This window comes from Enterobacter sp. Acro-832 (assembly GCF_011752745.1).
GTDB classification, from domain to species: domain Bacteria; phylum Pseudomonadota; class Gammaproteobacteria; order Enterobacterales; family Enterobacteriaceae; genus Enterobacter; species Enterobacter quasiroggenkampii.
Map to the genome: position 1 here is coordinate 54,154 of NZ_VWWX01000010.1, position 19,919 is coordinate 74,072.

Here is a 19,919-nt window from a genome sequence, read left to right on the forward strand (position 1 = left end):
GGCAACGTGCTGCCGAGCGATGTTTTTACTGACGTGCGGCGAGAACGTCTTTCTCATACGCCCGCACGTTGTTCAGCCACTGGCTGCCCGCCGGGGCATCGTTACGCTGGCAGTACATCTCCCACACTGCCTGCCACGGCAGGGATTTCTGCTCTTCCAGCAGCGCCAGACGTGCGGTGTAGTCACCGTTAGCCTCCAGCTGTTTCAGCGTGGCGACAGGCTCCAGCAACGCGCGCAGCAGGGCTTTCTTCATATTGCGGGTGCCGATAACCCACGCCGCGATGCGGTTGATGGAGGCATCGAAGAAGTCGAGGCCGATGTGTACGCGGTCAAAGAGATCGTGGCGGATGATTTCGCTGGCAATCGCCTGGGTTTCGTCATCCAGCAGCACCACGTGGTCGCTGTCCCAGCGCACCGGACGGCTGACGTGCAGCAGCAGACGCGGCACGTAGAGCATGGCGGCGGAGATTTTGTCGGAGATCACCTCGGTCGGGTGGAAGTGGCCAGCATCCAGACACAGCGCGGTCTGGCGGCTGGTGGCGTAACCCATATAGAACTCGTTTGAGCCCACGGTATAGCTCTCGGCGCCTATACCGAACAGCTTGCTCTCGACGGCGTCGATGTGGTGCGCCGGGTCCAGCTTCTCGCTGAGAGCCTCATCCAACGCGGCCAGCAGGCGCTGGCGCGGAGCCAGACGATCGACGGTGATATCCTTCATGCCGTCCGGGATCCAGATGTTCATCACCGATGGCGTGCCGAGCTGCTCGCCGAAATACGCCGAAACGCGGCGGCTGGCCTTCACGTGATCGATCCAGAACTGGCGGATGTCGTTGTCCGCGTGGGCGAGAGTAAAACCGTCCGCACTCAGCGGATGTGAGAAGCAGGACGGGTTAAAGTCCAGGCCCAGTCTGTTTGTTTTGGCCCACTCTACCCAGTTCTTAAAGTGTTCCGGTTTGATTTCGTTGCGCGCCACCGGCTCATCGGATTCGAGATAGATTGCATGCAGATTCAGGCGCTTTGGCCCCGGGATCAGGCTCAGCGCCAGTTCAAGGTCGGCGCGCAGTTCGGTCGCGTTGCGCGCTTTGCCTGGATAGTTACCCGTGGCCTGAATACCCCCCGTCAGGGAACCGCCTGGGTTCTCGAAGCCAGCGACGTCATCGCCCTGCCAGCAGTGCATGGAGACGGGCAGACGGTCGAGCTGGCGCAGCGCCTCTTCGACATCCACGCCGACGGCGGCGAAACGCTGTTTAGCCAGATCCCAGGCTTGTTCTAATTGAGTTGTCATGCACAAAGCTCCTTAGTCAGTCGGTTTTGCTGAAACTGCGCGCGAAAGCGAGCAATTTCATGGCAGGGATTGGGTGTGAAGGTGGTCAGACTGGCGTTCGCCGTCACCACCGAACGGAAGTCGTCAACGTTGGAAAGTTCGTCCAGAGTCATCAGCTGAATGCCGATATTGCCGAGCGTGGAGGCCTCCACGGGACCTGCCACCACGGTGATGCCGCAGGCATCGGCGCAGAGCTGGTTCAGCAGCTGGTTCTGGCAGCCGCCGCCCACGATATGCAGCTGGCTGAAGGGTTTTCCGCGAAGGCTCGCCAGCTCGCTGAGGATGTCGGCATACAGCAGGGCGAGGCTGTCAAAAATGCAGCGCGCCAGTTCGGGAGGGCTGGACGGCACCGGGTGCCCGACCTCGACGCAGGCGGCCTGAATTTCGGCGCTCATGTGCGCCGGATTGATAAAGCGCTCATCGTTCGGGTTGATCAGGAACGTGCAGGCCTTCAGCTTCTCGGTTTCGGCGATAAGCGCAGGCAGGTCGGTAATGTTCTGCTCTTTCAGCATCCGCTGGAGCAGCCAAAGCCCCATGATGTTTTTCAGTACGCGGTAGCGGCCTTCGGCACCCCCTTCGTTGGTAATGTTTGCGGCCATGGCAGCATCGCTGGCGTACGGGGTTTTGCTCTCAAAGCCCATCAGCGACCAGGTACCGGAAGAGAGGTAAGCCGCGTCTTTGCTCGCAAGTGGGGAAGCAATCACCGCGCTGGCGGTATCGTGGCTGGCGACGGCAACGACAGGAATTGCGTTCCCCTGTGGGCAAATCCAGTGACCGATCACATTACCCGGGTGGGTTGGTGTACCGAACCAGGAAGGCGACGCTCCCGTCCAGGCCAGCAGATGTTCATCCCAGTTATCCGAGTTGATGTTGACCAACTGCGTGGTGGTGGCGTTGGTATATTCCCAGTTCATGTTGCCGGTCAGGCGATAGCTCAGGTAGTCCGGGATCAGCAGCGCATGGGCCACGTCCGCCACCAGCTCTGGCTGTTGCTCGACCAAAGCGCGCAGCTGATAAAGCGTGTTAAACGGCAGAAACTGAATGCCGCTGCGTCTGTAGATGTTGTCCTTGCCAAGCTGGGCGATAGCGTGCGCCATCAGGCCGTCGGTGCGGTTGTCGCGATAAGAAACCGGCAAGCCGACGCGTTCGCCATGGCTATCAAGCAGAACGTAGTCCACGCCCCAGGTATCAATGCCGATGCTGTCGATGCGAATACCATCGTTGCAGACGTTGTTCAGTCCGATACGGATCTCCGCCTCCAGGGCATCGATATCCCAGGCAAAAAAACCGTCCTGCTTTTGCAGGCAGTTGGCGAAACGGTGCATTTCGCGAAGCGCAAGCGTGTGCCGCTCACGGTCACAGCTCGCGAGCATTACGCGCCCGCTGGATGCGCCTAAATCGACAGCCACACAATGGCGAAAAGTCATAGTCGGGTCCTTTCTTAAGTCATTAGCGGTGAGTGTAAAAAAGGGAAGAAAAAGTCACCTTCTCACCACTGACAGGCCAAATCTCGCGCTGGCAAGAAAGCAAAGGTGAATGTGAGGGAGTTCACAGTTTCCAATGGTGGCGGGATGTTCAGGCAGTGTGACGCTGACCGCATTTCCCGATCTTTCCCCCTGTTTCTTGAAAAATGGACAGCTTTTGCGAGGTTTACTGCCAAAAATTGAAGGTGAGTGCGGAAGGCCTTAATTACTATTTTGAGAACATTTTTCATTGGTGGAGGCCGTTATGACCGTACTGCACAGCGTGGATTTTTTTCCTTCTGGAGGGGCGCCTGTCGCGATTGAGCCACGGCTTCCTCAGGCCGCGTTCCCGGAGCATCACCATGATTTTCATGAAATTGTGATTGTTGAGCGCGGGACAGGTATTCATGTCTTCAATGGTCAGCCATATACCATCAGCGGCGGTACGGTGTGCTTCGTGCGCGACCACGATCGGCACCTGTATGAGCATACCGACAACCTGTATCTGACGAATGTGCTCTACCGTTCCCCGGATGCGTTCCAGTTTCTTTCGCGGCTGAATCAGCTGTTGCCCCAGGAGCAAGACGGACACTATCCGTCGCACTGGCGCGTGAATCAGTCCACCCTGCAGCAGGTGCGTCAGCTGGTGGAGCAAATGGAGAAGAGCGAGGACGGGCGGGAGACGCACGCCATTGCCACGCGCGAACTGCTGTTTATGCAGCTTCTGGTGCTGCTGCGCCGCAGCAGCCTGGTGGAAGGGCTGGAAGATAACAACGCGCGCCTGAACCATCTGATGGCCTGGCTGGAAGATCATTTCGCTGAGGATGTCTGCTGGGAAACGCTTGCGGATGATTTTTCACTGTCGCTGCGCACCCTGCATCGCCAGCTTAAGCAGCATACCGGTATGACGCCGCAGCGATATCTCAACCGTCTGCGCCTGATCAAAGCGCGTCATCTTTTACGTCATACCGACGAAAGCGTCACGGATATCGCCTATTGCTGCGGTTTTGGTGACAGCAATCACTTTTCAACGCTGTTTCGCCGGGAATTTAACTGGTCGCCGCGTGATATTCGTCAGGGGAAAGACGCGATGCTTCAGTAACGCGAGGGCAGTCACCGTTTTATTTCCGCAAAAAAGCTAATAGTGTCAGGTTATTCGGCGTAGAGGTCGTGGTGTGGCTGCTCAGTTAATCCTTCGCAAAGATGATTTTTATGCCTCCGCGAGCCAGGCCGTGACGGTGGCCGACCGCTACCCGCAAGACGTCTTTGCCGAACATACCCACGAGTTTTGCGAACTGGTGCTGGTATGGCGCGGTAACGGCCTGCACATCCTCAACGACCGTCCCTACCGCATCACGCGCGGAGATCTGTTCTACATTCGCGCGGAGGATAAACACTCCTACGCCTCGGTTAATGACCTGGTGCTGCAGAACGTTATTTACTGTCCGGACAGGCTCAGGCTTAACGTAGACTGGGCCGCAAGCATTCCGGGTTTTCTTGATGCTAAGGGTTCTCCGCACTGGCGCTTAAGCAGTAACGGCATGGCTCAGGTACGGCAGGTTATTTCTCAACTGGAGCAGGAGAGCCAGAAGAACGACCCCGTTTCTAACCAGCTAGCGGAGTTGCTTTTCGCCCAGCTGGTGGTGACGTTAAAGCGCCATCGTTACGCCACTGATAACCCCTCCGCCACGACGCAGGAAGCGCTGCTGGATAAGCTCATCACCACGCTTGCGGGCAGCCTGAATAAAAACTTTATACTGGAGAAATTCTGCGAGCAGGAGCAGTGCAGCGAGCGTGCGTTGCGCCAGCAGTTCCGCACCCTGACCGGGATGACGGTCAACCACTATCTGCGCCAGCTACGCATCTGCCATGCACAATATCTCCTTCAGCATACGGAGTGGATGGTCAGTGATGTGGCGATGTGCTGCGGCTTTGAAGACAGTAACTACTTTTCAGTGGTGTTTAATCGTGAGGTGGGGATGACGCCGGTACAGTGGCGTCATCGCAGTCGAAAGGGGTCGTGATCAGTTTGCCATGCCGAGCCCAACGATATTGGCAGCGATAATGATCACCACGCAGCCGAGGCTCAGTACGCCAACCGGACGATGTCCGGCGTTTTTCCACTCTTTCAGCGCCAGACCGACCAGCCCGCCACACAGTACGTAGAAACTCATGTGCAGCATCCAGCTTACGTAGTCGTATTGCACCGGAATGCTGGCATGGCCCCAGGCGTAGAAGAAAAACTGTAAATACCACATCAGGCCGCCGAGCGCGGAGAGTAACACGTTGGTGATGATAAGCGATGTTGCCAGCGAGAAGTCGGTTTTTACCGACAGGTTTTTCACTTTTGCGAGACGAATGAAGCAGAAGCCCAGGTTAACCATCGCGCCGCCACCCATAATCACGACATAGCTTGGCAGCGCAACGTACAGCGGGTCGACGCCCAGCGCGGCGGCGGCTTCATGCATAGGCCTGGCAGCATTCATCGCGAACGACATACCGGCCGAGAAGATGCCGCACATCACCGCCAGCAGCAGACCTTTCTTCAGGTTAAAATCTTCGGCTTTAATGCCCATCTTGCGCTCTTTCAGCTGCCCCGCGCGAGTCACGATTCCTACGCCAACGACCGCCACCAGCACGCCCAGGAGCGTCATCCGCCCACCCTGAGTATTAATAAGCACCTCGACGTTGCCGTTGAGAACTGGCGTCATCAGGGTTCCGACGATCAGCGTAATGCCAATCGCGATACCAATGCCCATCGACATGCCGAGATAGCGCATGGTGAGGCCATAGTTGATGTTACCGACGCCCCACATCGCGCCGAACAGGAACACCGGCAGCAGAGTGGAGGCGCTGAAGGAGGAGAAGTAGCCCCAGAAATCGGGCAGCAGCATGGCGCTAATGGTCCAGGGTAAAATCAGCCAGGACACGACCCCGCCAACGGACCACATGGTTTCCCATGACCAGCCTCTCACCTTTTTAAACGGAGCATAGAAACAGGCTGCACTGGCAGCGCCTATCAAATGCCAGAAGATACCCATCGTAATCGCATGATTCATTTTTACACCCTCATCGTTTTTATCGTCAGTGGCTTCTCTTCGACTTGAGGAGTGTAAAAATTAGGCAGTCCGGGAACCTTCAGAAGGTTGCCGCACAGGTGTTCTGGATGGCAATCAGCACGTTAACCGCGTGAGCAGACTCACATTTCCGCTATTAATCGAAAAGTGAATAACCTTATAAAAACTACGGCATTGATAATCATTTTCAATATCATTTAATTAACTATAATGAACCAACTGCTTACGCGGCATTAACAGCTGTGCCGCCCGACAATAATGGAGAGGATTATGAGTTATACACTGCCATCCCTGCCGTATGCCTACGACGCACTGGAACCGCATTTCGACAAGCAGACGATGGAAATCCATCACACTAAACACCACCAGACCTATGTGAACAACGCGAACGCCGCGCTGGAAAGCCTGCCAGAGTTCGCTAACCTGCCTGTTGAAGAGCTGATCACCAAGCTGGACCAGCTGCCAGCGGACAAGAAAACCGTGCTGCGTAACAACGCGGGCGGCCACGCAAACCACAGCCTGTTCTGGAAAGGCCTGAAGACCGGTACTACCCTGCAGGGCGACCTGAAAGCGGCTATCGAGCGCGACTTCGGTTCTGTTGACAACTTCAAAGCAGAATTCGAAAAAGCCGCTGCAACCCGCTTCGGCTCCGGCTGGGCGTGGCTGGTTCTGAAAGGTGACAAACTGGCGGTGGTTTCTACCGCGAACCAGGACTCCCCGCTGATGGGTGAAGCGATCTCTGGCGCATCCGGCTTCCCAATCCTGGGTCTGGACGTGTGGGAACACGCTTACTACCTGAAATTCCAGAACCGTCGCCCGGACTACATCAAAGCCTTCTGGGACGTGGTGAACTGGGACGAAGCAGCAGCGCGTTTCGCCGCTAAAAAATAAGGTTGCATTGACGCCTGTGAGAAGCGAGTCTGATGGCTCGCTTTTTTTGTATCTGCGTAATGGAGGCAGCGATGCATTACCCGGTGAATGTATTTACAGGCAAGGTAAGGGAGTACGACGGCAGCCGCCCGAGCGCCATCGCCAAAATTCAGGTCGACGGTGAGCTGACGTTAACCGACCTTGGGCTTGCGGGCGACGAGCAGGCCGAAAAGAAGATCCACGGTGGGCCCGAGCGCGCACTGTGCCACTACCCGCGCGAGCACTATCAGCACTGGAAAACCGAGTTCCCCGAGCAGGCGGACCTCTTCGTCGCCCCCGCGTTTGGCGAGAATCTCTCCACCGAAGGGCTCACCGAAAAGAACGTGTTTATTGGTGATATCTACCGCTGGGGCGATGCCCTGATTCAGGTGACGCAGCCGCGCTCGCCGTGCTTCAAGCTCAACTTCCATTTCGGTATTCATGACATGTCGGCTCAGATGCAAAGCGCGGGTAAAACCGGCTGGCTGTACCGTGTGGTGCTGGCTGGGCAGGTGTCAGCGGATGCGCCGCTTGAGCTGGCATCACGCCTGAGTGAAGTGTCTGTTTACGACGCCTGCGCCATTGCCTGGCATATGCCGTTTGATGACGAGCAGTATCATCGCCTGCTGTCGGCGGCGGGGTTATCGACCAGCTGGACAAGAACGATGCAGAAGCGGCGTTTAAGCAGCAAGATCGAGGATAATTCGCGGAGGTTGTGGGGTAAATAGACCTTCGTAAAGAGTAGGCCGGGTAAGGCGAAGCCGCCACCCGGCACTAACAGCTACGAACGCTTATACAACGGTAGCCACAGCGTTAACCGCAGCCCACCCAGCGGGCTGTCGTCGGCTTTCACCCAGCCGCGGTGCTGCTGCATGGCGGTTTCCACAATCGCCAGACCCAGTCCCGTACCGCCCGATTCCCGGTCACGCGCTTCGTCGGTACGGTAGAACGGACGGAAAATCTGCTCGCGGTCTTCCGGGCTGACGCCAGGACCGTCGTCGTCGACAATGACGGTGATCCCGTCTTTATCCACCGAGAACGCCACCTCAATCTTCGTGTGCGAGTAGCGCAGGGCGTTACGCACGATATTCTCCAGCGCGCTTTCCAGCGTGTTGGGGTTACCGTACAGCGGCCATGGACCCGGCGGGAAGTTGACGGTGAAGGATTTGCCCATCTGCTCCGCTTCGAACGCCGCGTTATCCAGCACTTCATGCCACAGATGATTGGCTTTCACCGTTTCGCTCACCAGCGCGTTTTTCTGCTGATTGCGCGACATGACCAGCAGATCGTTGATCATGCTGTCCAGACGATGCGCTTCGGTTTCGATACGCTCCAGCTCTTTGCTCTCCCCGCTGCGGCGGCGCAGCAGCGCGGTGCCAAGCTGTAAGCGCGTAAGCGGGGTGCGCAGTTCGTGCGAGATATCCGACAGCAGACGCTGTTGTGCCGTCATCATGCGATCGAGAGCGCTCACCATCTGGTTAAAACTGGTCCCGGCGGCAAGGAACTCCTGCGGTCCGGCTTCCAGTTCAGGGTGTTGTCGCAGGTTACCCTGCGCCACTTCGTCAGCCGCATTTTTCAGCTTACGGGCCGGTTTTGCCAGGCTCCACGCCAGCCATAACAGCAGCGGCGAGCTGACCAGCATAGTAACAATCAGCAGCAGGAGAGGGCGGTCAAACAGCAGGTTGATAAAGTCGGACTGGGAGCTGCTCGCGGGGCGAATCAGGTAGAGCTGATAGTTATCCTCGCCATCTCTGACGGAGAACGGCCCCACCATTTCTACGCGGCCATATTTTTTCTTCTGGGGGTGATCGGCGTTATCTGCCTGGCCAATGAAGTTGCGGATAATCTGCATTTCATTGCGATCGGCGCCAATGACGCGGCCTTCGCTGGTCACCAGCAGCAGGCGTTGTCCGGGCGGCGCCCACTTGTCGATAGCGCGAAATAGCCTGCGCCACCACATTAAATCGTTTGGCGGATCGTTTGCCAGCTCGGCTTCCACGTGCTGCTCGATCATCACGCCCTGACGTTGCTCGCTGTCGAGAAGCTCCGTCATCTGGCGTGAGTCGAGTTTTGGCAACATCAGTACGAGCATTAAAACCAGTGCCAGCGTCAGCCAGAAGATGGCGAAGATGCGGGCGGTTAAGCTTCCTATCATGAAGCGGAAACCATCAGATAACCGCGACCACGCAGGGTTTTAAACCATGGGTGACCGTCTTTACGCTCCGGCAGCTTACGGCGCAGGTTAGAGATGTGCATGTCGATGGCGCGGTCAAACGGGGTCAGACGTTTGCCCAGCACTTCCTGGCTTAAATGTTCACGCGAAACCACCTGGCCGAGGTGCTGCGCCAGCAGATACAGCAGGGTGAACTCCGTGCCGGTCAGTTCCAGCGTCTGGCCATCAAAGCTCGCTTCCTGACGGCCCGGGTTCAGGCTCAGGGAGTCGACTTCAAGGGTAGGTGAGCTGTTGTCGGTATTCTGCTGCTGCTCGCTCCAGTGGGAACGACGCAGGATCGCGCGAATACGGGCGACCAGTTCGCGGTCATTAAACGGCTTCGGTAAATAGTCATCCGCGCCCAGCTCAAGGCCGAGTACGCGATCGAGTTCGCTGCCGCGAGCGGTCAGCATGATAACGGGAGTCTGGTGTGTCTGGCGAAGTTCTTTCAACGTATCAATACCGTTTTTCTTCGGCATCATCACGTCGAGCAAAAGTAAATCGATGCTGTCGTCAAGGAGACTCAGCGCCTGCTCGCCATCATGGGCAACCAGGACGTTGAAACCTTCCATGTCGAGCAACTCCTTTAAAAGGGATGTGAGCTCTCGGTCATCATCAACTAACAGGATTTTATTCATTGTTTAAATACCTCCGAGGCAGAAATTACGACATCAAGGCTGTCTAATCCATGACTTTACGTTGTTTTACACCCCCTGACGCATGTTTGCAGCCTGAATCGTAGACTGTCTCTCGTTGAATCGCGACACGAAAGATTTTGGGAGCAAGTGATGCGCAAAGTTACCGCTGCCGTCATGGCCTCAACGCTGGCGTTCAGTGCGTTTAGCCAGGCTGCTGTAGCTATCATCAGCGATAACGGTTCCTCACAAGAGGACACAACGCAGCACAGTAGCCAAAGCCATATGTTTGACGGCATAAGTTTAACCGAACATCAGCGTCAACAGATGCGAGATCTGATGCAGAGGGCGAGACACGACCAGCCCCCTGTTAATGTTAGCGAAATGGAGACAATGCATCGCCTTGTCACCGCAGAAAATTTTGACGAAAGCGCTGTGCGCGCTCAGGCCGAAAAAATGGCACAGGAACAGGTTGCTCGCCAGGTTGAAATGGCGAAGGTCCGCAACCAGATGTTCCACCTGCTAACGCCCGAGCAGCAAGCGGTTTTGAACACCAGACATCAGCAGCGTATGGATCAGCTGCGTGAGGTTGCACGGATGCAGCGAAGCTCAGAAACGACGTTTTTCAGTAGCAATAGCAGTACCCGTAGTAACCAGTAAACCCTGTTTTCCTTGCCATAGACACCATCCCTGTCTTCCCCCACATGATGTGGGGGTTTTTTTTGCCCTGCATTCTGATTTGTTAACCGTTTATTCATCCTTCGACTCCACATGCTTCCGTTATACTAGCGGCATGACATGACAGGAGCGTTTATGAATCAATCCTATGGAAGACTGGTAAACCGGGCCGCCATGGCCGCGACCATCATGGCGTCGTGTTTGCTGGTCATTAAGGTTTTTGCGTGGTGGTATACCGGATCGGTCAGTATTCTGGCGGCGCTGGTGGACTCGCTGGTCGATATTGCCGCCTCGCTGACCAACCTGCTGGTGGTGCGTTACTCGCTGCAGCCAGCGGATGAAGAGCACACGTTTGGGCACGGCAAAGCGGAGTCGCTGGCCGCGCTGGCGCAGAGCATGTTTATATCCGGTTCTGCGCTGTTCCTGTTTCTCACCGGCATTCAGCATCTCGTCTCGCCGACACCGATGAACGATCCCGGCGTCGGCGTCGTTGTGACGATTGTCGCGCTTATATGCACACTTGTTCTGGTAACGTTCCAGCGCTGGGTCGTTCGCAAAACGCAAAGTCAGGCCGTACGGGCGGATATGCTTCATTATCAATCTGATGTTATGATGAATGGGGCTATTCTTATTGCGCTCGGTCTGGCCTGGTATGGCTGGCATCGGGCCGATGCGTTGTTTGCGTTAGGGATTGGTATCTATATTTTATATAGCGCCCTGCGGATGGGGTATGAAGCGGTGCAATCACTGCTTGACCGCGCCCTCCCGGACTCAGAACGCAATGAAATTTTTTCTATCGTGACCGCCTGGCCCGGCGTCAGCGGTGCGCACGATCTTCGAACGCGGCAGTCAGGGCCGACCCGCTTTATTCAGATTCATATTGAAATGGAAGACAACCTGCCACTGGTTCAGGCTCACGTGATTGCTGAGCAGGTTGAGCAGGCGATTTTGCAGCGTTTTCCTGGTTCAGACGTCATCATTCACCAGGATCCCTGCTCGGTTGTACCCGGACATGTTGGGCTTTCGTAATTCGTTGTAAAAAAGTGAGCCAGGCCAGCATTTTGTGTATAAATTACCGCCATTTGGTCTGACCTGAATCAATTCAGCTGGAAGGGATTGATATACTATTTGCAGTATTCGTTGGTCGATAAGTTTCTTCCGGCAACAGATTTCAATTTTGCATTCCTAAGTTCAGAGGTAGTCATGATTAAGAAAATCGGTGTGTTGACAAGCGGCGGTGATGCGCCGGGCATGAACGCGGCAATTCGTGGGGTTGTTCGCGCGGCGCTGACGGAAGGTCTGGAAGTTTTTGGTATCTATGATGGTTACCTGGGTCTGTATGAAGACCGTATGGTTCAGCTCGACCGTTACAGCGTGTCTGACATGATCAACCGTGGCGGTACCTTCCTTGGGTCTGCACGCTTCCCGGAATTCCGTGATGAACACGTTCGTGAAGTGGCTATCGAGAACATGAAAAAACGTGGCCTGGACGCCCTGGTGGTTATCGGTGGTGACGGCTCGTACATGGGTGCAAAACGTCTCACTGAAATGGGCTTCCCGTGCATCGGTCTGCCAGGCACTATCGACAACGATATCAAAGGTACCGACTACACCATCGGTTACTTCACCGCGCTGGGAACCGTTGTTGAAGCGATTGACCGCCTGCGTGACACCTCTTCTTCTCACCAGCGTATCTCTATCGTTGAAGTGATGGGGCGTTACTGCGGTGACCTGACCCTGGCTGCGGCGATTGCGGGTGGCTGTGAGTTTGTCGTGGTTCCGGAAGTGGAATTCAGCCGTGAAGATCTGGTGGCTGAAATCAAAGCGGGCATCGCGAAAGGCAAGAAACACGCGATCGTAGCTATCACCGAGCACATCTGTGACGTTGACGAGCTGGCCAAGTACATCGAAACCGAAACCAAGCGTGAAACCCGTGCCACCGTACTGGGGCACATCCAGCGTGGCGGTTCCCCTGGCCCGTATGACCGTATTCTGGCGTCCCGTATGGGCGCGTACGCAATCGAACTGCTGCTGCAGGGCCACGGCGGACGCTGCGTCGGTATTCAGAACGAAAAACTGGTTCACCATGACATCATCGACGCGATTGAAAACATGAAGCGTCCGTTCAAAGGTGACTGGCTGGACTGCGCGAAAAAACTGTACTGATTGGCTCTGTTGCCCGGTGGCGCTGCGCTTACCGGGCCTACAAAAGCACGACTCGTAGGCCGGGTAAGGCGTAGCCGCCACCCGGCTTTTTTATGCGTGCACGCTTTTTTATTCCACTACGTTATAGCCAATCTTTTTTTATTCTTTAATCCTCGATTCGCTTTCTGGCACGCTGCATTCATCAAAACACTACACAAGAGAGCTGGGCGATGAATAAATGGGGCGTGGGTTTAACATTATTGCTGGCATCGACCAGCGTTCTGGCTAAGGACATCCAGTTACTGAACGTGTCATACGACCCGACGCGTGAACTGTACGAGCAATACAACAAAGCGTTTGCGGCACACTGGAAACAGGAAACCGGCGACAATGTCGTGGTTCGCCAGTCTCACGGCGGTTCTGGCAAGCAGGCGACCTCCGTCATCAACGGTATTGAAGCCGACGTGGTGACCCTGGCGCTGGCCTACGATGTTGACGCGATCGCCGAGCGTGGCCGTATCGACAAAAACTGGATCAAACGCCTGCCGGATAACTCCGCGCCATACACCTCGACCATCGTTTTCCTGGTCCGTAAAGGCAACCCGAAACAGATCCATGACTGGAATGACCTGATTAAGCCAGGCGTGTCCGTCATCACCCCTAACCCGAAAAGCTCTGGCGGCGCTCGCTGGAACTACCTGGGCGCGTGGGGCTACGCGCTGCACCACAACAACGGCGACCAGGCCAAAGCGCAGGAATTCGTGAAAGCGCTGTATAAAAACGTTGAGGTGCTGGACTCCGGCGCGCGTGGCGCCACCAACACCTTCGTCGAGCGCGGGATTGGCGACGTGCTGATCGCATGGGAAAACGAAGCCCTGCTGGCCACTAACGAGCTGGGTAAAGACAAGTTCGAGATCGTGACCCCAAGCGAATCGATTCTGGCTGAGCCGACCGTCTCTGTTGTCGATAAAGTGGTTGAGAAGAAAGATACCAAAGCGGTGGCAGAAGCCTACCTGAAGTATCTCTACTCGCCAGAAGGCCAGGAAATTGCGGCGAAAAACTTCTATCGTCCACGCGATCCGGCGGTGGCGAAGAAATACGAAAGCGTCTTCCCTAAACTGAAACTCTTCACCATTGATGACGAGTTCGGCGGCTGGACGAAAGCGCAGAAAGAGCACTTCTCTAACGGCGGCACGTTCGACCAGATCAGCCAGCGCTAACCATTAGCCAATGACACGGTAACCCGGCGTGAGAAATCCGCCGGGTTTTTTATTTGGTCATCATTTTGCGTTACTCTTTTGCCTCTATTGAAAACAGGGAACGCGTTGTGAAAAAAATTATCTTATTGATCCTCATTGTCATCGCCCTTGCCGCTGGCGGCGTGTACTGGATGAAAGCGGGTAATCCAAATGCGTTGCGACATATCGTTCTCGACCAGTGCGTGCCGAATCAGATCCAGAATCGTAACCCGGCACCGTGTGCGCAGGTGAAAACGGATGCAGGCTATGTGGTCTTTAAAGACCGCAACGGGCCGCTGCAATATCTGCTGATGCCGACATATCGCATCAACGGCACCGAGAGCCCGTTGTTGACCGAAGCGCACACGCCGAACTTTTTCTGGCTGGCCTGGCAGTCGCGCAGCTTTATGACCCTGAAGCGCGGATCCGAGGTGCCCGACAGCGCCATTTCGCTGACGATTAACTCGCCGACTGGTCGCACGCAGAACCATTTTCATATTCATATCTCCTGCCTGCGCCCGGACGTGCGCGAGAAGCTCAATGCGGCACAGGGAGAAATCAGCACCCAGTGGCTGCCGCTTCCCGGCGGGCTGGAAGGGCATGAGTATCTTGCTCGTCGGGTGACGGAGAATGAGCTGGTGCAGCGCAGTCCGTTCATAATGCTGGCTGAAGAGCTTCCGGAAGCGCGCGACCATATGGGGCGCTTTGCCCTGGCGATGGCGCAGCAGTCGGATGGTTCGTTTGTGTTGCTGGCAACCGAACGTAACTTGCTGATGCTTAACCGCGCGTCAGCTGAGGAACTGCAGGATCATCAATGCGCTATTCTAAATTGACCCCACCATAAATAGCGTTTACTCGCCCTGCCTGTCGCCGTAGACTTGCTGAAAAATTCTACAGGAGACAGGTATGTCGCTCTGGTCAACGTATCCTCTGCTGCTGCCTTCACTGATCGTTGGCGTCACTATCGTGCTATGGGCGACGTCGCTGTTGCCGGAATTCATCACCGCACTGCTGTTCTTTACGGCGGCAATGACCGCGAAGATTGCCCCGCCGGAGGTGATTTTCGGTGGTTTTGCTTCGTCGGCCTTCTGGCTGGTCTTCAGCGGATTCGTGCTCGGCGTGGCGATCCGTAAAACCGGTCTGGCAGACCGGGCCGCCCGGGCGCTGTCGGCAAAGCTCACCGACTCCTGGGTTTTGATGGTGGCAAGCGTGGTGCTGCTGAGCTATGCGCTGGCGTTTGTGATGCCGTCGAATATGGGACGTATTGCGCTGCTGATGCCGATTGTCGCCGCAATGGCAAAACGCGCCGGTATCGCCGACGGCTCCCGCGCCTGGTTTGGTCTGGCGCTGGCGGTAGGGTTTGGGACGTTCCAGCTTTCGGCGACGATTCTGCCCGCTAACGTGCCTAACCTTGTGATGAGCGGTGCGGCGGAAGGCTCGTACGGCATCCATCTGAACTATGTCCCGTATCTGCTGCTGCACACGCCGGTGCTGGGCGTTCTCAAAGGCCTGATTCTGATTGGCCTGATCTGCTGGCTTTTTCCCGGCAGCCCAAAACCGCCGAAGGAACAGGCGCCGTCTGAGCCTATGGGGCGGGACGAAAAGCGTCTTGCCTGGCTGCTGGCGGTGGTGCTGGGGATGTGGGTGACGGAGAGCTGGCACGGCGTTGGGCCCGCCTGGACGGGGCTGGCGGCGTCGATCATCGTTATGCTACCGCGTATCGGTTTTATCACCGGAGAGGAGTTTTCTGCGGGGGTGAATATGCGTACCTGTATCTACGTTGCTGGTATTTTGGGGCTAGCGATCGTCGTGACGCAAACCGGTATCGGAACGGCGGTGGGCGAGGCGTTGCTCCGCATTATGCCGCTGGATGCAGATAGACCGTTCACCAGTTTCCTGGCGCTGACCGGTATTACCACCGCACTCAACTTCATTATGACCGCCAACGGCGTTCCGGCGCTGTATACCACCCTGGCGCAAAGCTTCTCGGATGCGACCGGCTTCCCGCTGCTGTCGGTGATCATGATTCAGGTGCTCGGCTATTCCACGCCGCTGCTGCCGTATCAGGCGTCGCCGATCGTGGTGGCGATGGGGCTAGGAAAGGTGCCTGCCAGGGCGGGGATGGTGCTCTGTCTGGCGCTGGCGATAGCGACCTATCTGGTGCTGCTGCCGCTGGATTATCTGTGGTTTAGCCTGCTGGGACGGCTGTAAAAAAGCCCGGTGGCGCTGACGCTTACCGGGCCTACAGAACTGTAGGACGGGTTAGCGCAAGCGCCACCCGCCACAAAGGCAATTACGCCTGTTTAGCCGCTTCTGCCGCTTTAACGATTACCGCGAAAGCGTCCGCTTTCAGGGATGCACCGCCAACCAGCGCGCCATCGATGTCTGGCTGGGTGAACAGCTCAGCAGCGTTAGACGCGTTAACGGAACCGCCGTACTGGATGATCACTTGCTCAGCCACTTTGGCGTCAGCTTTCGCAATGTGGTCACGGATGAATTTGTGAACCGCCTGAGCCTGCGCAGGGGTTGCTGATTTGCCGGTACCGATCGCCCAGACTGGCTCGTAAGCGATAACCGCGCCTTCGAACGCTGCTGCGCCCTGGGTTTTCAGCACTGCGTCGATCTGACGTGCGCACACTTCTTCAGTTTTGCCCGCTTCGTTTTCTGCTTCAGTTTCACCGATGCACAGAACCGGGATCAGACCCTGCTCTTTCAGCACGGCGAATTTCTTCGCGATGAACTCGTCGGATTCTTTGTGATAGGTGCGACGCTCGGAGTGGCCGATGATGATGTATTTCGCGCCGATATCTTTCAGCATTTCAGCGGAGGTTTCACCGGTGAACGCGCCAGACAGGTTAACGTCAACGTTCTGCGCGCCCAGAATGATGTGGCTGCCGTCAGCGGCACGTTTAGCCAGATCCAGATACATATCCGGCGGAGCGATAGCAACCGCGCAGCCCGTCACGCCAGCCAGCTCTTTACGCAGGTTCGCAACCAGTTCGTTTACCATGTGGCGGCTGCCGTTCAGTTTCCAGTTACCCATCACTAAAGGATGTCGCATTTCAATTCTCCACGCTCAATAAGCGAATTAAGGAATATGGCCACCCTGTCGGGCAGCATGGTCTGTGAATCAGTATAGAGATTTTCCCTCGAAAGGCTTTGCTTTTTGTCATTAATTCGCCCCGCCAAGGGTGTCTGATAGTGCCAGCTTAATCGGTTCAACAGCGAAGGTCAGTCCTTTTTCGCCGTTGTCCGCCACAACATAGCGGATCGCGCCTTCGGTATCGGCGTAGTAACGCTTGTTTTTACCGGCGGTGAGGAGTTTTTGCAGCTTTTGCTGGCTTTGCTTTTTCGTTAGCGCAGGGGTAAACGCCTGCAAGACCGCGCTCATATACTCCAGGGCTTTTGCCTTCGCGGCTTTCTGCTCTGGCCCCTGTATTGGCAGCCAGGTGATCTGCATGCTTTTGATTTTTAACGTCCCGCGCTCCAGCGCCGTGGAGGCATACAAATTCTCGTTAATCTTGCTTGCCGCACGGGTCAGGGTAGGCGTGTCGCGGGGGCCATCAATGGCACGAAACTCATCCAGCGGCAGCGTGGGATTGGCCTGATTGAAGGCTTCACGAAACTGGCTGATGGACTGATCGAACGACGGTGCGCCCGCCAGCAGATACGGTGCGGTAGTCGGGGCTGTGGTTTCGGCGGCGTGCAGGGTAAAGCCCGCGCTGAGCAGCGCTAAACACAGGAAAAGAGAATGTGTCGAACTTTTCATCAACATTGCCCCTGGCCGTAAGTGCTCATGATTAAAACGATATCTGGTCGGCTTGTCAAAAGGTCACAACTCCAGGGTAAAATGCGCGCGATATGATAATAAGGAACCTTACATGACCATACAGCAGTGGCTGTTTTCATTCAAAGGGCGTATTGGACGCCGTGATTTCTGGATCTGGATGGTGACGTGGGTTGTCGCCATGCTGCTTCTGTTTTTCGTTGCCTATAACGCATGGCTAAGCACGCAAACGGCGGCCTTCGCGCTGGTCTGCCTGCTCTGGCCAACGGCGGCTGTCGTCGTGAAACGCCTGCACGATCGCGGTCGTTCCGGCGCGTGGGCATTTCTGATTATTCTGGCGTGGATGCTGGTGGCGGGAAACTGGGCGATGCTGCCGTCCATCCTGCCGTGGGTTGTGGGCAGGCTGCTGCCGTCGGTCATCTTCGTGATGATGATTGTCGATCTGGGTGCGTTTATCGGCACCCAGAGCGAAAACAAATACGGTAAAGACACCGTTGAGGTGAAATACCGCTGATCACCAGTAGTGTTCGGCGGTCATATGGCCTGGCCGGCGGCGAAGATGTTTCGTCATCTGCCGGGTATCCTTCAGAAGCTGCTGCGTGTCCCGTACCATCTGCGGGTTGCCACATAGCATGACGTGGCTGGTTTCAGCGTTCAGCGGCAAACCCACCGCCTCTTCCAGGGCACCACTCTCAATAAGCGCCGGCACGCGGCCGGTCAGCGTTCCTGCTACGGTTTCGCGGCTGACCACCGTCTGAATCTTTAACTTTCCGCCGTACTGTTGTTCCAGCGCCTGCATCTGCGGCAGGTAGCTCAGGTCTGCGGCATAGCGCGCGGCGTGCACCAGCACGATGTTTTTAAAGCGCTCGAGGTCTTTGCCGTACTGCAAAATAGAGAGATAAGGACCGATGGCCGTGCCGGTTGCCAGCATCCAGAGCGTGTCACAATCCGGGATCTCTTCGAGCACAAAGAAGCCTGCTGCTTCACTCACGATCTGCACCTCGTCGCCGGGCTTAAGGGCGGCAAGGCGCGGGCTGAGTTTACCGTCAGGAACGGTGACCAGATAGAACTCGAGATCCGGGTTATCAGGCGCGTTAACGTAAGAGTAGGCGCGCTGCACGCGCTCGCCGTCGACATCCAGCCCCAGCTTCGCAAATTGCCCGGCTTTAAACGGGTGTACGGGAGCCTGCACGGTGAGACTAAATAGCGCATCGGTCCAGAACTGTACCTTTGTGACTTTACCTGTTACCCAGTCCGCCATGATCTTCTCCTGTGCTGTTTCTCTATTCTATCTTCCGTACTTAACGGGGAGATTTCCAGCCCATTTGGGCCGGAAAGCTCTATCGATCAAACGGTTTTACAGAATGTGCGTCTGTACGTCCGGGTCTTTGCGGTCGAGATAGTGGATAGACTGGATGCGGCGAATGGTGCGCGATTTGCCGCGGATCAGCAGCGTTTCGGTGGTCGCCATATTGCCCTTGCGGGTGATGCCGTCCAGTAGATCGCCTTTGGTGATACCGGTCGCCGAGAAGACCACGTTATCGCTTCGGGCCATATCATGTAGCGCCAGCACTTTGTTGGCCTCGATACCCATCGCTTCGCAGCGTGCCAGCTCGTTTTCCCCGATACGGCGGTTCTCTTCGCTGTCGCCTTTCACCTCGTGGCGGGGCAGCAGACGAGCCTGCATATCGCCGTCCAGCGCGCGGATCACTGCCGCAGAGACTACGCCTTCCGGTGCGCCGCCGATGCCGTACAGCACGTCCACTTCGCTGTCCGGCATGCAGGTCAGGATCGAGGCGGCAACGTCACCATCCGGAATGGCAAACACGCGCACGCCGAGCTTTTGCATCTGCGCGATGGCGGCGTCGTGGCGCGGTTTGGCCAGAATGGTGACGGTGAGTTCGCTCAGCGGTTTGTTCAGCGCGCTGGCGACGTTACGCAGGTTCTCTTCCAGCGGCAGGCTGAGGTCGATTGCGCCTTTTGCGCCAGGACCGACAATCAGCTTTTCCATGTACATATCCGGCGCGTTAAGGAAGCAGCCCTTATCGCCTACGGCCAGCACCGCCAGGGCGTTGGCCTGACCCATTGCCGTCATGCGCGTACCTTCGATCGGGTCGACGGCGATATCCACAGCATCACCTTTGCCGGTACCGACTTTTTCACCGATATAGAGCATTGGCGCTTCGTCGATCTCGCCTTCGCCGATCACGATAGTGCCGTCGATGTTGACCTGGTTAAGCACAATGCGCATGGCATGGACGGCTGCGCCGTCGGCGGTATTTTTGTCACCACGACCCAGCCATTTATAGCCTGCAAGGGCGGCCGCTTCGGTGACGCGGGAAAACTCGATAGCAAGTTCACGTTTCATGAGGTACTCGTGCAATCAAAAGGAATTGCACGAAGTTTATCACAGAGTGGGGAGGGGGGTTTTAAGTCCCCTCTCCCCAAAGG

20 protein-coding genes are annotated in these 19,919 nt (G+C 56.3%); 11 read left to right on the forward strand and 9 right to left on the reverse strand.

Going from position 1 to position 19,919, the window contains the following annotated elements:
• Nucleotides 1–25: 25 nt before the first annotated feature.
• Both rhaA and rhaB read right to left on the reverse strand, forming a co-directional pair.
• A complete protein-coding gene (gene rhaA / locus F3J31_RS22090; RefSeq protein WP_045909105.1) occupies nucleotides 26–1,285 on the reverse strand; it encodes an L-rhamnose isomerase in 1,260 nt (419 codons plus the stop codon).
• Complete coding sequence (gene rhaB, locus F3J31_RS22095; protein ID WP_167215564.1) at nucleotides 1,282–2,751, reverse strand: rhamnulokinase; 1,470 nt, start codon at nucleotides 2,749–2,751, stop codon at nucleotides 1,282–1,284. The genes rhaA and rhaB overlap by 4 nt, the downstream gene beginning before the upstream one ends.
• A gap of 301 nt (nucleotides 2,752–3,052) precedes the next feature.
• Here rhaB and rhaS point away from each other — a divergent pair, with 301 nt between their 5' ends.
• Nucleotides 3,053–3,889 (forward strand): HTH-type transcriptional activator RhaS, encoded by an 837-nt coding sequence (rhaS, locus tag F3J31_RS22100; protein WP_048028386.1) that lies wholly within the window; start codon nucleotides 3,053–3,055, stop codon nucleotides 3,887–3,889.
• Between the two features lie 73 nt (nucleotides 3,890–3,962).
• Entirely contained in the window at nucleotides 3,963–4,811 is an 849-nt protein-coding gene (gene rhaR, locus F3J31_RS22105) for an HTH-type transcriptional activator RhaR (protein WP_045909109.1), read from the forward strand.
• On the opposite strand, the gene rhaT is transcribed toward rhaR, so the two are convergent.
• Complete coding sequence (gene rhaT / locus F3J31_RS22110) at nucleotides 4,812–5,846, reverse strand: L-rhamnose/proton symporter RhaT (RefSeq protein WP_167215567.1); 1,035 nt, start codon at nucleotides 5,844–5,846, stop codon at nucleotides 4,812–4,814.
• A 288-nt stretch (nucleotides 5,847–6,134) separates the two neighbouring features.
• Between rhaT and sodA the strand changes: the two genes are divergently transcribed.
• Together sodA and yiiM are read left to right on the forward strand one after the other, a co-directional pair.
• Nucleotides 6,135–6,755 carry a superoxide dismutase [Mn] gene (sodA, locus tag F3J31_RS22115; protein ID WP_003861999.1) on the forward strand — a complete coding sequence of 207 codons (621 nt, stop codon included), beginning with the start codon at nucleotides 6,135–6,137 and terminating at the stop codon, nucleotides 6,753–6,755.
• Between the two features lie 71 nt (nucleotides 6,756–6,826).
• Complete coding sequence (gene yiiM, locus F3J31_RS22120; RefSeq protein WP_045909111.1) at nucleotides 6,827–7,501, forward strand: 6-hydroxyaminopurine reductase; 675 nt, start codon at nucleotides 6,827–6,829, stop codon at nucleotides 7,499–7,501.
• Nucleotides 7,502–7,554: 53 nt separating this feature from the next.
• Here the strand turns inward: yiiM and cpxA are convergent, their stop codons facing one another.
• Together cpxA and cpxR are read right to left on the reverse strand one after the other, a co-directional pair.
• On the reverse strand, nucleotides 7,555–8,928 hold the full coding sequence (gene cpxA / locus F3J31_RS22125; RefSeq protein WP_014885717.1) for an envelope stress sensor histidine kinase CpxA: 1,374 nt from the start codon (nucleotides 8,926–8,928) through the stop codon (nucleotides 7,555–7,557).
• A complete protein-coding gene (cpxR, locus tag F3J31_RS22130) occupies nucleotides 8,925–9,623 on the reverse strand; it encodes an envelope stress response regulator transcription factor CpxR (RefSeq protein ID WP_006179159.1) in 699 nt (232 codons plus the stop codon). Before cpxR ends, cpxA begins: the two co-directional genes overlap by 4 nt.
• A 150-nt stretch (nucleotides 9,624–9,773) precedes the next feature.
• On the opposite strand from cpxR, the gene cpxP reads away from it, so the two are divergent.
• The 6 genes from cpxP to F3J31_RS22160 all read left to right on the forward strand — a co-directional run bounded on the left by cpxP (nucleotide 9,774) and on the right by F3J31_RS22160 (nucleotide 15,892).
• Complete coding sequence (gene cpxP, locus F3J31_RS22135; RefSeq protein ID WP_045909112.1) at nucleotides 9,774–10,280, forward strand: cell-envelope stress modulator CpxP; 507 nt, start codon at nucleotides 9,774–9,776, stop codon at nucleotides 10,278–10,280.
• 153 nt (nucleotides 10,281–10,433) lie between these two features.
• A complete protein-coding gene (gene fieF / locus F3J31_RS22140) occupies nucleotides 10,434–11,327 on the forward strand; it encodes a CDF family cation-efflux transporter FieF (RefSeq protein WP_045909114.1) in 894 nt (297 codons plus the stop codon).
• Between the two features lie 174 nt (nucleotides 11,328–11,501).
• Entirely contained in the window at nucleotides 11,502–12,464 is a 963-nt protein-coding gene (pfkA, locus tag F3J31_RS22145; protein WP_008501816.1) for a 6-phosphofructokinase, read from the forward strand.
• Between the two features lie 209 nt (nucleotides 12,465–12,673).
• Complete coding sequence (locus F3J31_RS22150) at nucleotides 12,674–13,663, forward strand: sulfate ABC transporter substrate-binding protein (protein WP_024909198.1); 990 nt, start codon at nucleotides 12,674–12,676, stop codon at nucleotides 13,661–13,663.
• 107 nt (nucleotides 13,664–13,770) lie between these two features.
• On the forward strand, nucleotides 13,771–14,514 hold the full coding sequence (locus tag F3J31_RS22155) for a CDP-diacylglycerol diphosphatase (protein WP_048226875.1): 744 nt from the start codon (nucleotides 13,771–13,773) through the stop codon (nucleotides 14,512–14,514).
• Between the two features lie 73 nt (nucleotides 14,515–14,587).
• Nucleotides 14,588–15,892 (forward strand): SLC13 family permease, encoded by a 1,305-nt coding sequence (locus F3J31_RS22160; RefSeq protein ID WP_167215570.1) that lies wholly within the window; start codon nucleotides 14,588–14,590, stop codon nucleotides 15,890–15,892.
• An 82-nt stretch (nucleotides 15,893–15,974) separates the two neighbouring features.
• On the opposite strand, the gene tpiA is transcribed toward F3J31_RS22160, so the two are convergent.
• Together tpiA and F3J31_RS22170 are read right to left on the reverse strand one after the other, a co-directional pair.
• Entirely contained in the window at nucleotides 15,975–16,742 is a 768-nt protein-coding gene (gene tpiA, locus F3J31_RS22165; protein WP_003862019.1) for a triose-phosphate isomerase, read from the reverse strand.
• 111 nt (nucleotides 16,743–16,853) lie between these two features.
• Nucleotides 16,854–17,450, reverse strand: coding sequence for a DUF1454 family protein (locus F3J31_RS22170; protein ID WP_045909117.1), 597 nt, complete (start codon nucleotides 17,448–17,450; stop codon nucleotides 16,854–16,856).
• A 112-nt stretch (nucleotides 17,451–17,562) separates the two neighbouring features.
• On the opposite strand from F3J31_RS22170, the gene F3J31_RS22175 reads away from it, so the two are divergent.
• A complete protein-coding gene (locus F3J31_RS22175; RefSeq protein ID WP_023293600.1) occupies nucleotides 17,563–17,982 on the forward strand; it encodes a DUF805 domain-containing protein in 420 nt (139 codons plus the stop codon).
• Here F3J31_RS22175 and fpr read toward each other — a convergent pair whose 3' ends face one another.
• Nucleotides 17,983–18,729: a ferredoxin--NADP(+) reductase gene (fpr, locus tag F3J31_RS22180; RefSeq protein ID WP_167215573.1), complete on the reverse strand. Its 747-nt coding sequence runs from the start codon at nucleotides 18,727–18,729 to the stop codon at nucleotides 17,983–17,985. It lies immediately after the preceding gene.
• A gap of 96 nt (nucleotides 18,730–18,825) precedes the next feature.
• Entirely contained in the window at nucleotides 18,826–19,836 is a 1,011-nt protein-coding gene (gene glpX / locus F3J31_RS22185) for a class II fructose-bisphosphatase (protein WP_167215576.1), read from the reverse strand.
• Nucleotides 19,837–19,919 lie beyond the last annotated feature (83 nt).